12 protein-coding genes are annotated in these 14,147 nt (G+C 70.4%); 7 read left to right on the plus strand and 5 right to left on the minus strand.

The features are described from left to right. Positions 1-109 precede the first annotated feature (109 nt). The 3 genes from ACX114_RS08665 to ACX114_RS08675 all read left to right on the plus strand — a co-directional run bounded on the left by ACX114_RS08665 (position 110) and on the right by ACX114_RS08675 (position 5,307). Complete coding sequence (locus ACX114_RS08665; protein WP_459296549.1) at positions 110-2,914, plus strand: protein kinase domain-containing protein; 2,805 nt, start codon at positions 110-112, stop codon at positions 2,912-2,914. Positions 2,915-3,049: 135 nt separating this feature from the next. Further along, positions 3,050-4,312 (plus strand): sigma 54-interacting transcriptional regulator, encoded by a 1,263-nt coding sequence (locus tag ACX114_RS08670; protein ID WP_459300097.1) that lies wholly within the window; start codon positions 3,050-3,052, stop codon positions 4,310-4,312. A 59-nt stretch (positions 4,313-4,371) separates the two neighbouring features. Further along, positions 4,372-5,307: a cysteine peptidase family C39 domain-containing protein gene (locus tag ACX114_RS08675; RefSeq protein WP_459296551.1), complete on the plus strand. Its 936-nt coding sequence runs from the start codon at positions 4,372-4,374 to the stop codon at positions 5,305-5,307. Positions 5,308-5,367: 60 nt separating this feature from the next. On the opposite strand, the gene ACX114_RS08680 is transcribed toward ACX114_RS08675, so the two are convergent. The 3 genes from ACX114_RS08680 to ACX114_RS08690 all read right to left on the minus strand — a co-directional run bounded on the left by ACX114_RS08680 (position 5,368) and on the right by ACX114_RS08690 (position 8,277). Beyond that, positions 5,368-6,642: a hypothetical protein gene (locus ACX114_RS08680; protein ID WP_459296553.1), complete on the minus strand. Its 1,275-nt coding sequence runs from the start codon at positions 6,640-6,642 to the stop codon at positions 5,368-5,370. Positions 6,643-6,667: 25 nt separating this feature from the next. Then, a complete protein-coding gene (locus ACX114_RS08685; protein ID WP_459296555.1) occupies positions 6,668-7,723 on the minus strand; it encodes a hypothetical protein in 1,056 nt (351 codons plus the stop codon). A 284-nt stretch (positions 7,724-8,007) separates the two neighbouring features. Then, a complete protein-coding gene (locus ACX114_RS08690) occupies positions 8,008-8,277 on the minus strand; it encodes a GlsB/YeaQ/YmgE family stress response membrane protein (protein ID WP_014394573.1) in 270 nt (89 codons plus the stop codon). Positions 8,278-8,510: 233 nt separating this feature from the next. On the opposite strand from ACX114_RS08690, the gene ACX114_RS08695 reads away from it, so the two are divergent. Next, positions 8,511-9,383 carry a hypothetical protein gene (locus ACX114_RS08695; protein WP_459296557.1) on the plus strand — a complete coding sequence of 291 codons (873 nt, stop codon included), beginning with the start codon at positions 8,511-8,513 and terminating at the stop codon, positions 9,381-9,383. Positions 9,384-9,394: 11 nt separating this feature from the next. Here the strand turns inward: ACX114_RS08695 and ACX114_RS08700 are convergent, their stop codons facing one another. Continuing rightward, positions 9,395-10,285: a hypothetical protein gene (locus tag ACX114_RS08700; protein ID WP_459296559.1), complete on the minus strand. Its 891-nt coding sequence runs from the start codon at positions 10,283-10,285 to the stop codon at positions 9,395-9,397. A 139-nt stretch (positions 10,286-10,424) separates the two neighbouring features. Here ACX114_RS08700 and ACX114_RS08705 point away from each other — a divergent pair, with 139 nt between their 5' ends. The 3 genes from ACX114_RS08705 to ACX114_RS08715 are packed head-to-tail and all read left to right on the plus strand — an operon-like array spanning position 10,425 to position 12,262. After that, positions 10,425-10,790: a group I truncated hemoglobin gene (locus tag ACX114_RS08705; RefSeq protein WP_459296561.1), complete on the plus strand. Its 366-nt coding sequence runs from the start codon at positions 10,425-10,427 to the stop codon at positions 10,788-10,790. Positions 10,791-10,812: 22 nt separating this feature from the next. Further along, positions 10,813-11,808, plus strand: a complete 996-nt coding sequence (locus tag ACX114_RS08710; protein ID WP_459296563.1) for a 2Fe-2S iron-sulfur cluster-binding protein — start codon at positions 10,813-10,815, stop codon at positions 11,806-11,808. A 1-nt stretch (position 11,809) separates the two neighbouring features. After that, a complete protein-coding gene (locus tag ACX114_RS08715; protein ID WP_459296565.1) occupies positions 11,810-12,262 on the plus strand; it encodes an RrF2 family transcriptional regulator in 453 nt (150 codons plus the stop codon). 73 nt (positions 12,263-12,335) lie between these two features. Here the strand turns inward: ACX114_RS08715 and ACX114_RS08720 are convergent, their stop codons facing one another. Continuing rightward, positions 12,336-14,048, minus strand: a complete 1,713-nt coding sequence (locus ACX114_RS08720) for a phospholipase D-like domain-containing protein (protein WP_459296567.1) — start codon at positions 14,046-14,048, stop codon at positions 12,336-12,338. Positions 14,049-14,147: the final 99 nt, after the last annotated feature.

Genomic DNA, 14,147 nt, shown 5'->3' on the forward strand with positions numbered 1-14,147 from the left:
GTCCTCTTCCTGATGACGACTGTCACCAGGCAGGCGGCCTGCGTTGACGCGTCGCGGAAGGATGTTCGGAGCGGGCGAGGGCCGGCGGTAGACTCGCGGGCAACGGCCCATGACGAAGAGAGACACCGGAAGGCGAAACACAGGCACCGGCTCCGTGGACTCCGGGCGCTCGGGCGCGGGGACGGGCCGGGGCTCGGGATACGGAACGGGCCCCCGTCCGCGCCGCGCGGAGGACGTCCCGCCCGTTCCCCAGGTGGGCCGCTACCTGCTCCTGCGCAAGCTGGGGCAGGGCGGCATGGGCGTGGTGTACGCCGCCTATGACCCGGACCTGGACCGCAAGATCGCCCTGAAGCTGCTGCACCCGAACGCCAACCGGGACAACGAAGAGGCGCGCTCGCGGCTGTTGCGTGAGGCGCAGGCCATGGCGCGCGTCTCCCATCCCAACGTCATCCCCGTCTTCGACGTGGGCATGTGGGGCGACCAGGTCTTCGTCGCCATGGAGTTGGTGGAAGGCGGCACGCTGGGCTCGTGGCTGAAGGAGGCGAAGCCGTCCTGGCGCGAGGTGCTGGAGCGCTACCTCCAGGCGGGCCGAGGCCTTCAGGCCGCGCACGCGGCGGGGCTGGTGCACCGCGACTTCAAGCCCGCCAACGTGCTGGTGAGCCACGCGGGCCGCGTCTACGTGACGGACTTCGGGCTCGCGCGGCAGGTGGGCGAAGGGCCGGAGGCTCCGGCCTCGCCGGAGGAGGCGCAGGTCCTGGAGTCCTCGGACCGGCGCATGCTGGACACCACGCTCACCGAGGCGGGCCTGCTGGTGGGCACGCCCAACTACATGTCCCCGGAGCAGTTCCGCGGCACGCAGCTGGACGCGCGCACGGACCAGTTCAGCTTCTGCGCGGCGCTCTACGGCGCGCTCTACGGCACGCGCCCCTTCGACCCGGGCAGCATCAAGGCCTACGCGTCCGCCAGCCGGAGCGCGGAGCTGGAGGCCACCGGCACGCAGTCGCTGGGCGGCACGCAGTCGCTGAACGCCGCGCCCGTGAAGGCGGCCCCCGTCATCGCGCCGCCGCCCGCGCTCATCCGCGAGCCCCCGCGCGAAGTGAAGGTTCCCGGCTGGGTGCGGCAGGCGGTTCTGCGCGGGCTGGCGCTGGACGCGGACGCGCGCTTCCCGTCCATGCAGGCCCTGCTGGACGCGCTCTCCCAGGAGCAGCGCCACGGGCAGCGCAAGCGCTGGCTGGGCGCGGCGGGCGCCATGACCACCGCGCTCGCGGTGGCGGGCGGCGTGGCGTGGCAGCAGTCCCAGGTGTGCGCGGACGCGGGCGCGCTGATGGACAGCGTGTGGACGCCGGACGCGAAGGCGAAGCTGGAGTCCGCCTTCCGCGCCACCGGGAAGCCCTTCGCGGAAGGCATGGCCGCGCGCGCCACGCAGGTGCTGGGGCATTACGCGGACGCGTGGAAGCACCAGCGCGTCCAGGCGTGCGAGGACGCGCGCGTGAGCGGCGTGAAGCCGGAGGAGCAGTTGGACCGGCAGGTGGTGTGCTTGGAGCGCCGCCGCAAGGACCTGCGCGCCACGGTGGACCTGCTCGCGAGCGCGGACGCCGCCATGGTGGTGAAGTCCGTGGACATGGTGCACGCGCTGCCCGCGCTGCACGAGTGCGAGGACGTGGAGGGCCTGGCCGAGCAGCAGCGCCGCCCCTCCGACCCCGCCCTGCGCGACGCCATCGAAGCGCTGGAGGACCAGTTGTCGGAGGTGCGCGCGCAGGTGGACGCGGGCCGCTACCCGGCGGCGCTCACGGCGGTGAAGGCGCTGGAGGCGCCGGTGGAGAAGACGGGCTACCTGCCGCTGAAGGCGGAGATGCGCTTCCACCTGGGCTGGCTCCAGGAGCAGACGGGCCAGTCTCCGGAGGCGTCCCGCCTGCTGTCGCGCGCGGTGTTCGACGCGGAAGCCGGCAGGGCGGACCGGCTGAAGGTCGCCATCCTCAACAAGCTCCTCTACGTGGAGGACGGCCAGAAGCACTACGACCCGGCGGCGAACTGGGGCGAATTGGCGGAGGCCACCCTCCAGCGCCTGGGCGGCGAGCCCGTGCTGGAGGCCGACGTGAAGGTGAACCAGGCCAACCTCGCCATGTCCCAGGGCCACATGGAGGAGGCGCGCGAGCGGCTGACGGAGGCGAGCGCCCTCTACGACAAGGCGCTGCCACCCGGGCACCCCAAGCGCGCGCGGACCCTCTTCCTGCTGGGCCGGCTGGCGCTGGGCACCGGCGACGCGAAGGGGGCGGTGCCGCTGCTGGAGGCGTCGCTCGCGAAGACCGAGGCGGCGGTGGGCCCGGTGCACCCGGACATGGCCAACCGGCACGGCCTCTTGTCCCTGGCCCTGCGCGACGCCGGCCAGCCCGAGCGCGCCCTGCCGCACGCCCAGGCGGTGGTGGACCTCTACAAGACCCTCCACGGCGAGAAGAGCGCCCAGGTGGCGGAGGCGCTGGATGAATTGGGCATGTGCCAGCTGGGGATGAAGCGCTACGACGACGCGCTGAAGACCTACGAGCAGGCCGTGGCCCTCAAGCGCGAGCTGCTGCCCGAAGGGGACGAAGGGCTCCAGCCGTCCTACGACGGCGTGGGCCAGGCGCTGCTGGACCTGGGCCGGGCGCGCGACTCCGTGGCGCCGCTCCAGTTGGCCGTGTCCTTCGCGTCCGCGCCCCCGGATGCGCTGGCGGAGTCCGGCTTCGCGCTGGCGCGGGCGCTGTACCAGACAGGGCAGTCGCCAGAAGCTCGGGGCGAGGCCACCCGCGCCCGGGCGCGCTTCAGCGAGTCCGGCATGGACGAGCGCGTGGGCGAGGTGGACTCGTGGCTGGAGACCCTGCCCAAGGAGCCCCCGCGCCCGCCTGCCCGCAAGCCGGGGCGGGGCCGTCGCAGGTAGGACGTCACGCGCGGCTGCTGGCGACCCTGGCGGGGCGTGCTACCGTCCCGCGCCGTGTCGCTGCCACCGGATGACGACGAGGCGCTCCTGGATGCCACGGCCACCCTGAACCGGGGCCGTGCGGGACAGGTGCGGATGGTGCTGCGGGTGCTCTCCGGCGCGGAGGCCGGCAAGACGCATCCGCTCAAGCAGGGGACGTACACGGTGGGAAAGAACCCCACGTGTGACATCGTCCTCACCGACAAGGCCGTCTCCCGCCAGCACCTGAAGCTGGAGGTGCACGACGAGCACGTCGTCGCCACGGACCTGGGCTCGCACAACGGCTCGTTCGTGGAGGGGCTGCGCTTCACCTCCATGGAGCTGCGCCCCGGCGCGGTGCTCACGCTGGGCACCACCGAGCTGAAGCTGGTGCCGGAGGACACGCGCGAGCGCTCGCTGCCGCTGTCCTCGCGGGACCGCTTCGGCGCGCTCGTGGGCCAGAGCCGCAAGATGCGCGAGGCCTTCACCGTGCTGGAGCGCCTGGCGCCCGGCGGCGCGGACGTGCTCATCCACGGCGAGACGGGCACGGGCAAGGACCTGTGCGCGGAGGCCATCCACCAGCAGAGCCCGCGCGCCAAGGGCCCCTTCGTCATCGTGGACCTGGCGGGCGTGCCCTCCACCCTCATCGAGTCCGAGCTCTTCGGCCACGTGAAGGGCTCCTTCACCGGCGCCCAAGCCGACCGCGCCGGCGCCTTCGAGCGCGCGCAGAACGGCACCGTCTTCCTGGACGAGATTGGCGAATTGCCCCTGGACCTGCAGCCGCGCCTCTTGCGCGTGCTGGAGCGCCGGCAGGTGAAGCGCGTGGGCGGCAACGACTACTTCACGGTGAACGTGCGCGTGGTGGCCGCCTCGCACGTGAACCTGGAGCAGGCCGTCAACCAGGGGAAGTTCCGCCGCGACCTCTTCCACCGGCTCGCCGTGCTGCGCGTGACGCTGCCCGCGCTGCGCGAGCGCCCGGAGGACATCCCGTTCCTCATCGACCACATGCTCAAGCAGATGGGCCGGCCGCAGAGCGCGCTGTCGGACCAGACGCGCGCGCTGCTCATGCAGTACCCCTGGCCCGGCAACGTGCGCGAGCTGCGCAACGTGGTGGAACAGGTCGTCAACCTGGGCGAGGAGGCCCTGCCGGACCTGGAGGCGCCCCCGGGCGCGGACGGCCGCAAGGGGCCGGACCTGGACCTGCCCTTCAAGGAAGCGAAAGAACACCTCATCGAAGTGTTCGAACGTGACTACCTGAAGAACCTCATCGAGCGCTGCGAAGGCAACATTTCGAGGGCTTCTCGCGAAGCTGATATCGACCGTGTCTACCTCCGGAAACTCCTGCGCAAGCACGGGCTGGATCCATCCGGGGAGCCTTAACACGGGGCGGCATCACAGGTAGGATGGCATCCCCCCTCCCCCCCTCCGGAGCCAAGACCGTGAGCGTGAATCTTTCCTCCAATCTCCTCCGTACCTTCCAGCAGCTGGCGGAAGTGAAGCCCGCCGCCGTCCCGCAGCAGACCGCGCAGCAGGTCGGGTTGCCGGAGGAGAAGGTCGTCTCGCAGGTGGAGGGTGCGCCCACCCCCGTGCAGACTGAGCAGGCCACGGACGCCTTCGCGGCGATCCAGGCCCTCAACCAGGCGTGGGCGAACCGCTTCCAGCCGGTGTCGGGCGCTTCCGCGCAGGACCTGGGCGTGAACGGGACGCTGGCGAACGCGCCCCAGGCCCCGGAGATTGGCGGCTGGGACGCCGCGGCGGCGACGGACCCCGGCGTGGTCAAGCAGGCCAACGCGAACGACTGCGGCGCCGCGGTGGCGGTGATGCTGGGCAAGGAGCTTGGCACCAGCAAGACGCAGCCCGCGTCGGACAAGGAGAAGATGGCCGCGCTGGAGTCGCGCTTCACGCAGGGCCAGGGCACGTCGCCGCATGAGCTGTCCAACATGCTGGCCAACCAGGGCACGAAGGTGACGCACACGTCGTCCAAGCTGGACACGAAGGCCCTGGATGACGCGCTCGCTCGCGGCGCCAAGGGCGCGGTGATGGTGGACTCCAGCCTGGTGGACCCCACCACGAAGCCGGGCGAGACGGGCCGCGCGCACTGGGTCTCCGTGGAGGGCAAGGACGACCAGGGCCGCTACCTGCTCAAGGATCCCAGCACCGGCTCCAAGATTCCGGTGGACGCCCAGCGGCTCGCGGACTCCGTGGAGATCTCCTGGAACCGGCACCAGGGCGGCGGGCAGATGATCGTCGAGAGCGCCCAGGGCATGTCCGAGGCCCAGGCCGCGCAGGAGGGCGGCCTGAAGGCCGTCACGCTGGGCAACACGGACGGTGGCGGCTCCCGCGCCATGTCCAACTTCGGCCGCGAGTCCTCATAGGCCTTGAAGCCGTAACGCCTGACGGCGGATGGATTGGAATCCATCCGCCGCGCGCAAGCTTCAGACGACGAGGTGCTGCACGGCCTGGAGCCGCAGCAGCTGCCGCGCGAGCTCCTGCACCTGCTCCACCTCCTGCAGGCCCATCACCTTGCGCAGCGCGAGCCGCTTGTCCGTGGAGGCGCGAAGCAGCAGCGCGCGCAGCTGCGGATTGCTGAGCAGCGGGTTGAGCTGGCGCAGGTGGCCCACCAGCGCGCCCAGCTGGGGCAGGGTGAGGCCCGCCACCATCACCTGCGTCGCGGAGCCCTCCTCCGGGCTCTGGCTGGTGGCCAGCATCCACGGCGAGAGCAGCAGCGAACGGGTGAAGTCCGCCTCGCAGGACAGGCCCAGCCGCGCGCACTCCTCCACCACGGGGCCTGAGTCGTGGCCCGCGATGATGGGCTGGATGCGCGCGGCCTCGTACTTCTGGAGGACGGCGTCGTAGAGCTTCCGGGCCTCCACGCCCTGCGGCGTGCGCGGGAACTCCGCGAAGGCCAGCGCGACCTCCGTGCGCAGCGTGTTCAGGAGCGTGGCGTCGTCCGCCGTGCCGGGCTCGCCCAGGACCTGGGCCAGGTAGGCCCGGTCCTCGGGGACCGCGTTCGCGGACTTCCACCACTCGAAGGTGACGCTGCTCACGCTCAGCACCACCGGCAGGGTGACGACGCCCTGGCGGCCGGGGTTGGCGAGGAAGGCGCTCATCTTCCCCTCCACCTCCGTGAGGCCGCGGTGGAGCCGGTTGAGGACGGCGATGCGCAGCTTCGCGCGGCCCTCCAGCGCCTGCTTCGCGGCATCCGACGACTGCCCGTCCGCCGCGGTGCGCTCCCGGGGGGATTCGGAAGCGCCGGGCCGGCGCTCGAACTGGGGCGCCACCGGCACCTGCGTGGGCGGGGGCTGGGGGAGCGCCGGGGCCTGCTGAGGCGTCTGGGCCGCGAGGGCAGGGGGCTGCTCCAGGCTGCTCAGGGGGGCGGCGCCCTGCGACGTGCCGGCGGCCATCCCCTCCTGCTGCTGGGCGCCCCGGGCACCACCGCCACCGCCGGCTTCGTTGCGCTCCGCCTCGCCGGAGCGGCCGAAGTCCATGCCGTCCTGGGGGCCGGCCTGCTCCAGGCCCCCCTTGGCGGAGGCGCCCTTCGCGGAGCCGCCCTTGACGGCGACGCCTCCCTTGCCGGTGCCGCCCTTCCCGGTGGCCTTGCCCGATGACTTTCCTTCACCGGACTGCTGCGCCTTCTCCTCCTTCTCCTGCGCGGGGCTCTGCAGGGGCAGGCCCGGGCGGGGAAGACCAGACGGAAGGCGGACACTCATGGATGGGGGCCTCGGTTGAGGGGAATCAGGCCAGGTCCTTCAGGTGGACGACCAGGTTGCTGTTCTTGCTGCCCAGCGTGCTCGCGTCATCCGTGGGGATGACGTAGCCCTGATCCGCTCCCACGTGCTTGCGGAAGAAGTCTACCACCTCCGGATCCTGCACGTTGGACGTGGTGCTCTTCTTGATGCCGTACGCGGTGCCGTCCGCTCCCTTGGCCTTCACGGAGTCAGGCGCGGAGGCCAGCAGGTCGTCCATCGTGCCCGACAGGCGGCCGCCGCCCTCCGGCTGGATGGTCATCGAGGTGTTGTGGCCCTCGATGTAGCTGACGTCGTAGTAGGTGTTCCCGAACCCGCCGTCGAACTTCACTTCACCAAGCGTCGCGTTCTTGCCATCGCCGTTGTCGCTGCGGAAGTTGCCGGACCAGTTGTCCGGGAACTGCACCGTGCGGCTCTCACCGGGCTTCAGCGTGACGGAGTCGATGGCCTTCTCGCCCGCGTTGGGGGTGAAGTTCACCGTCATCGGCTTGTCGCCGTCGTTGTTGAGGGTGATGGTGTTCTTGCCCTTCGCCGCGCTCGCGTCGCCCACGGACTGGGGACCGGCGACGGCCGCGTTCTGCTGGGGGGCCGCCGGGGCCGGGGCACCCTGCGCCGCCGGAGCGGTCTGCGCCGGAGCAGGCGCCGCGGTCTGGGCGGGAGCCTGCGGCGCGCCACCCGCGCCCGGAACCGCGCCCGTGCTGCCCGCCGCGCCCTCGATGCCCGGAGCGGCGGCGCCCTGCTGCGCACCGGCGCCGTTCATTCCACCGAGCATCTGCACCAACTGCGTCAGCATCTGGACCATCTCGGCCAGCTGCTCCATGGGATTGCCGCCCTGGAGCGCGCCCTTCTTGCCCACGCCCGCCGGAGCGTCGAAGCCATCCGCCTGGAACATCCCCTGGAGCGAACCCGGGCCGCTCTTCGCCTTCACCGCGTCCGCCGTCACCGCCGAGGGGCGCGCCACCGGGCTGGAGAGCTCCGTGGCGGACGTGCGGGGGGAGAAGGAGGAGCTGGCAACGGACGACTTCGACAGGGGGGAGAGCGCCATGGCGGTGTTCCTCGGAGATTGGATGGGGCGGCCGGGAGAGGCCGTCCGGTTCAGCGATGTGGGGGGCTAGAGCACGGCGCATGCCACGCGCCCCACACGCTGCTCGACGAGGTAACCGCTTGGAATTGCTCAGGGGGTGGACGGGTCGGAGGGCGCTGAAGGCCGCCTCCCTGATGACTGCCGTCAGGCCCTGGTGTCTGGCGTCATCAGGCCCGAAAGCACGACTCGCGCGGGACGCATGCGCCCCGCGCGAGAGGTCACCCGCGGCTTTCAGGCCGCGCGGATCAGACCCTTCGGACCGTGCTCGAATGGATGAGCCGCAGTATCAGTAGCAGCACCACCGCTCCGATGAACGCCACGAAGATGGTGCCCGCGATGCCGCCGAACGGTGCTCCCGTGCCGAGCGCCCGGAGGATGAAGCCTCCCAGGAACGCGCCCACCACGCCCACGACGATGTCGCCAATCAGGCCGTAGCCACCGCCGACCACCGCGGACGCGAGCCATCCGGCGATGAGGCCGATCACCGCCCACAACAGGATTGTCTCCAGCGCCATGTCTCCTCCTCCCATCGAGGTGCTGGAGGAAACATGGGCATGATTCCCGGCCGCGCTTGCCCCTCCCGCAAGGGTGACGGCAGGGCGGCCAGGCAGGCGGCACGCTTCAGAGGAGAGCGGGGCAATTTGCCCCACGGAAGCACGGGGCAAAACGCCCCAATTTGAACGTGCGTTCGCGCTCTGTTGCCATGGCGTGATCACCTGTCGCCACGCGCGACAAGGAGCTCACATCCGTGAAGCGCATCTTCGAGTCTGTCGGGTCGCCGTTGCAGTTCGACCGTGAGTCCTTCCGGTGCCGTCACACGCTCCTGGGACATCCCGCGCTGGAGTTGGAGAACCTGGCGGGCGTGGTGCAACGGCTGCCCTCCGCGAACGTGTTCTTCAGCTCCGGTCTGGTGCCCAAGGACGCGGACTTCGACCGCGCGCACGTGGACTACCGCACCGGCCTGTCACTGAAGGACACCGTGGAGAACATGATGACGAGCAACTCGTACATCATGCTGCGCGCGCCGGAGCAGGACCCCAGCTTCCATGACCTGTACCGCGCGCTGCTGTCGGAGGTGGAGGACCTGATGCGCGCGCAGGGCGTGGGCACCCACGCCGTGGATCCGATGCTCTACCTGTTCATCGCGTCCCCCGGCAGCGTCACGCCCTTCCACCTGGACCGCTACTCCACGCTGCTGATGCAGTTCCGGGGCAGCAAGGCGGTGCACATCTCGAAGGCGTGGGACGAACAGGTGGTCCCCGCGCCGGACCTGGAGGCCTTCGTCGCGCGCTCCGGCTCCAAGGTGAACTACCGCGAGACCTTCGATGCCACGGCGGCGCGCTACGCCTTCGGACCCGGGGACGCGCTGCACATCCCCTTCGTGGCGCCGCACTACGTGAAGAACGGCCCGGAGGATGTCTCCGTGTCGCTGTCCATCATCTTCAACACCCGCGAGACGGCCCGGCACCTGCGCGCGCTGCGCGCCAACCACGCGCTGCGCAAGCACCTGGGGCCCCTGGGCTACCGGCCCATGCCCGTGAACCGCTTCCTGCCGCTGGACCACGTGAAGAGCGGCATGGAGCGCGTGGTGCGCCGGGCGCGCGGCCTGCTGCACGCCTGAGGACGGCGCGCCTATTGGCAGATGGGCACGCGGGGCGGCTGGGCGGGGTCCCAGCTCGCCAGGTCCGGAGGTGGAGGGATGTCCAGGGACCCTCCGGCGTGCGGAGCGTCGAGCTTCGCCCCCACGTCGTACTGGACGAAGCCATCCCGGTAGCGGCGCAGCAGCGCGAAGCCGTGGTTGTAGACCTCCAGGCCCACGCGCCGCAGGGGAATGCCATCCACGTCGTAGAGCCGGGGGTCGCCCTCGCCGCAGCAGGCCCCGTGGCCCTGGCGCTGGCAGACGCGCGGCGGTGACGCGCTGGCGAGCACCGCGCTGCCCCGGACGTGGACGATGGTCCCTTCGGGCAGCCGCAGCGCCTGCTCCAGGGACAGCCTGGGCGCAATGTCCTCGCGCGGCTCCTGGGTCCAGGAGGGGAGCGGCTTCTGGGGGATCCGCCGCCACGCGCCCCGGATGGGAGCGCCCACGCGGATGCGCGCGGGCGCTCCCTCCAGCCGCTCCACCTGGAAGCCATCCAGGTCCCGGGCCGCGTCGGGCAGGTCGTCTTCGTCGGGGCATTCACCGGTGCAGCCATCCCAGCCCTGGATGCCCACGACCGTGCCCGTCTCATCCCAGACGAAGCCGCCCGAGAAGCGCCGCATCGTGGGGACCCAGTGGATGAGCCCCACGGAGGCCGAGTCGTCCGTGCGCGGGGTGATGGCCGAGAAGACAGACACGGTGCCGTCGTCCCGGTGCACCAGCCACAGCGGCATGCCGTCCCCCAGCGTGGCCGGCACGACGGCGCCGCGCGCGGGCAGCTCCAGCACCACGGAAGGCTCGATGCGAGGCAGGTGGATCTCCTCGCGAGGCACGGCCTTGACCCGCCAGGCAGGCGTTCCACAGCCCGCCAGGACCAACACAGCCACGACGGTGAGCATCAGGCGTTGGCACATGCGCGAGAAGTTAGCCCGATGCGCGAACCCCCGGGGTGTTGACGGCGGTACCCTTAAAGATGCATTCAGGATGCATCTTTTTGGGGCGTGGGCCCGGAAAGGCAGCGAAGCCATGACGAGCGTGTACGAGAAGATTGGCGGAGAGCCGGCGATGGCGGCGGCGGTGGACGTCTTCTACCGGAAGGTGCTGGCGGACGAGCGCATCAGCCACTTCTTCGAGGACGTGGACATGGAGCGCCAGGCCGCGAAGCAGAAGGCGTTCCTGACGATGGTGACCGGCGGGCCGGCGAGCTACTCGGGCAAGGACATGCGCGCGGGGCACAAGCACCTGGTGGAGCGCGGGCTGAACGAGATGCACTTCGACGCGGTGGCGGGGCACCTGAAGGAGACGCTGGAGGATCTGGGCGTGCCCGCGGACCTGGTGGGCCAGGTGATGGCCGTCGCCGAAGGGGCGCGCGCGGACGTCTTGAATCGCTGAAGCAGCCGTCAGGAGGCACGCCATGGCGAAGGTGCGGCATGAATCCGAGTGGTATCCGCTGGAGCCCGGAGAGACGGTGCTGGACGGACTCTTGCGCCAGGGCGTGCGCGTGCCGCATGCGTGCCGGGCGGGGGCCTGCCAGTCCTGCCTGATGCGGGCCACCTCGGGCGCGGTGCCCGAGGCGGCGCAGGTGGGGCTCAAGGACACGCTGCGCGCGCGGGGCTACTTCCTCGCGTGCACGTGCCGGCCCCAGGCGGGCACCGCGCTGGAGGTGGCGGGGGCGTCGGAGCTGCGCGTCCCCGCGCGCGTGGTGGACCTGGAGTCGCTCAGCGGGGACGTGTTCGCGGTGCGGCTGGAGGTGGAGTCCCCGCTCGATTATCGCGCGGGGCAGTACGTCACGGTGGTGCGCGCGGACGGGCTCGCGCGCAGCTATTCGCTGGCGAGCCTTCCTCGCGAGGGACGGCTGGAGCTGCACGTGCGGCTGGTGCCCGGGGGCGCCATGAGCGGTTGGTTCGCGCGCGAGGTCCGGCAGGGTGACCGGGTGGAGCTGCAAGGGCCGGCCGGGGATTGCTTCTACGTGCCCGGTCAGCCGGAGGCGCCGCTGCTCCTGGCGGGGACGGGCACGGGGCTCGCGCCGCTGTATGGAATCCTGAGGGACGCGCTGGAGGCGGGCCACACCGGCCCCATCCACCTGTTCCACGGGGCCAGGGAGCCGGGCGGGCTGTACCTGGTGGACGCGCTGAGGGCGCTGGCGGCGCGCCATCCGAACCTCACCTACCGGCCCGTCGTGCTGGCGGGAGGAGGTGGGGAGGTGGAGGAGGGGGCCCTGGAGGCGAAGGTCCTCACCTGCCTCCCGAAGCGGCCGGTGGGCTGGCGAGCGTTCCTCTGCGGCAACCCCGAAGCGGTGCTATCCCTGCGCAAGAAGCTCTTCCTCGCGGGGTTCTCGCTGAAGGACATCCACGCGGATGCCTTCCTGCCGAGCGTTCCGCGAGCGGGGCCTGTCGCAGGAGCCGCCTGACTTGCACCTGACCCTTCACGCCGACTACTCGCTGCGCGTCCTCATGTACCTGGCGGCACGTCCCGGGCGGCCGTCGTCCACGCAGGAGATGGCGGATGCCTACGGCATCTCCAAGCACCACCTGGTGCGCGTGGTGCAGACGCTGGCGCAGGAGGGACACGTGGAGGTGAAGCCGGGGCGGGCTGGCGGCGTGCTCTTGACGAAGGCCCCGGGAGACATCCGGCTGGGCAAGGTGGTGCGCGCGGCCGAGCCGGACTTCCACCTGGTGGAGTGCTTCGACAAGGAGCGCAACACGTGTCCCATCGCGCCGGCCTGCGGCCTCAAGGGCGTGCTGGCGGAGGCGCGTGACGCGTTCCTCGCCACGTTGGACAAGTACTCGCTGGAGGACCTGCTGCGGCGCTCCAAGCCCGGCCTGTCGGACCTGCTGCTGACGCCGGCCGCGCCCCAGGGATAGGCGCGGCCGGAAGGACGCAGCCTGCCCCTGGGGGTGGTATCGGGCATCGAGGGCTTCCCCGCGCCATGGCGGCTCAGACGGCGGCTTCGGCGAGCATCGTGCGCAGGCGGAACTTGGGGTGGTCCTTCTTGAAGAACGGCCTGGTCCACTCGGACGTCTCGTCGAGGTATCGCGGGCCCCTCACCTCGCCGGTTCTCTCGGCGATCCTGTTCACGATGGCTCGCGTGCGGTGGTGCCGCCACAACCGCATGAACTCGCCAGCGTAGATGTCGGCGACGCGGCGGTCGCCGCGGATGATCAGCATGTTCTCGTCGTTGCCGCTCGTCGATGCATCACTGAAATTGGCGGAGCCTGTGATCACCGTCGGGTCCGGGCCGAATGCGTCGAGCAGGATGAACTTCAAATGGACGTGTTTGACGTTGGTGCTGAGGGTGTTGTCCTGCTCGTGGAGCCAGCGGAGGAGCATGTCGTCCTTCATGCCGGTGCCGACAGCGACCATCACGTCAGGGTCGATGCCGAGTTTCTCGCGGGTCTCGGCGGCAACCTTGGCGTTCATGCCCCAGCGCTCAAGGAACAGGTAGCGCAGGTAGTCGCGATCCTCCTGATACTTGACGAGCAAGCACTTGTTCACGCCGAACGCGCCAGTGAAGCAGCTCAGGGTGCTGGCGCTGTCCATCTCGTCGGCGTACCACTGCAACTGCTTGATGCCCTTGCGCGGGCTGAAGAGCGGAGTGATGCCTGGGCTGCAAGGGTGCTCCGCTAGCGTGGGCGTCGCGTCCTGGTTCTGTTTGCGCAGGTCGTCGATGGCGGGGTCCTTGGCAAGCCGGTTCCAGTAATCGAGGTACGCCTGCGCGATGTCGCGATCGCGGACGAGGTGGCCGACGTTTGCGTGACCAAACACACCGGATTCGGTGAGGTTTGTCGAGCCGGTCCACACCGCGACCGGCTGGCCGCGCTGGAGCAATACGATGAACTTGTTGTGCGAGATGTTGTTGGGATCCGACCTGCGCGGCGTGGCGTCGAGCTCGTACTTCTCCAACAGCGCCGTCGCCTTCCTGACCCGGCTGACCGCGCTGGGGTCAGGACGGCCGTCTGCATCGGTCCTGATCCGGCCGTCGTAGACGATCTTGACGTCCTTGCACACCTTGGCGGTGGCGGCGAAGGCGGCAGCGAACGGTTCGTGGCTGAACTCATAGAGCGCGGCACGCAATCCGGCGCCCGGCTTCTTCGCCTCGCCAATGAACTCGATCAGCGCCTCTTCCAGCCTGCGGGAGAGCCACTTGTACGCGTCCGCCCGTTCCTGCCCCTCGAGCTTGTTCGGCGGCTGCGTCCACTTGCGCGAGTACGCCTGCGAGCCAATCACCGCGCGGTTGAACCAGATCGAGTGGCCGGGCTGGTTCGCCGGAAGGCGTTCAGGCTCGGTCATGACCTCGATCCTGGTACCCGGATCGTACCGCAGGTTCTTCGGCCGACCGCGGACCGGCATCACCTCGTAGGTATAGGACCGCCCTGGCTTGGCGGAGAAGTCGCTCCAGAAGAAGTCTTGCACCGGGTGCTCCAACGTAGTCGCAAGCACACCCGCCGGCGGATTGGAGTACGACGCTTCGAACGTGCGCATCCCTTGGAGGTAGTAATCCTCGTTCTCCTCCGGGTCCACGCGCCGGATGGCAAAGCCAAGCAAGCCCTTTGCCTTCGCTGGCGGCAAGTCGATGCCAAGCATGACAACGTGGGTGCCGGTGATTGCGGTGATGATCAGGCCGTCGCTGTTGCTTTCCCTGAAGCGCATCGGTTCACCTCCTGTTACGGCTGCGGTTGCGCCTGCCCCTCTTGCCGCGACCGCCGCTCGGCATGCACCTTCCGCCGCCGCGTTTGCCGCGAGTATAGC

It is taken from the genome of Corallococcus sp. M7, assembly GCF_054512695.1.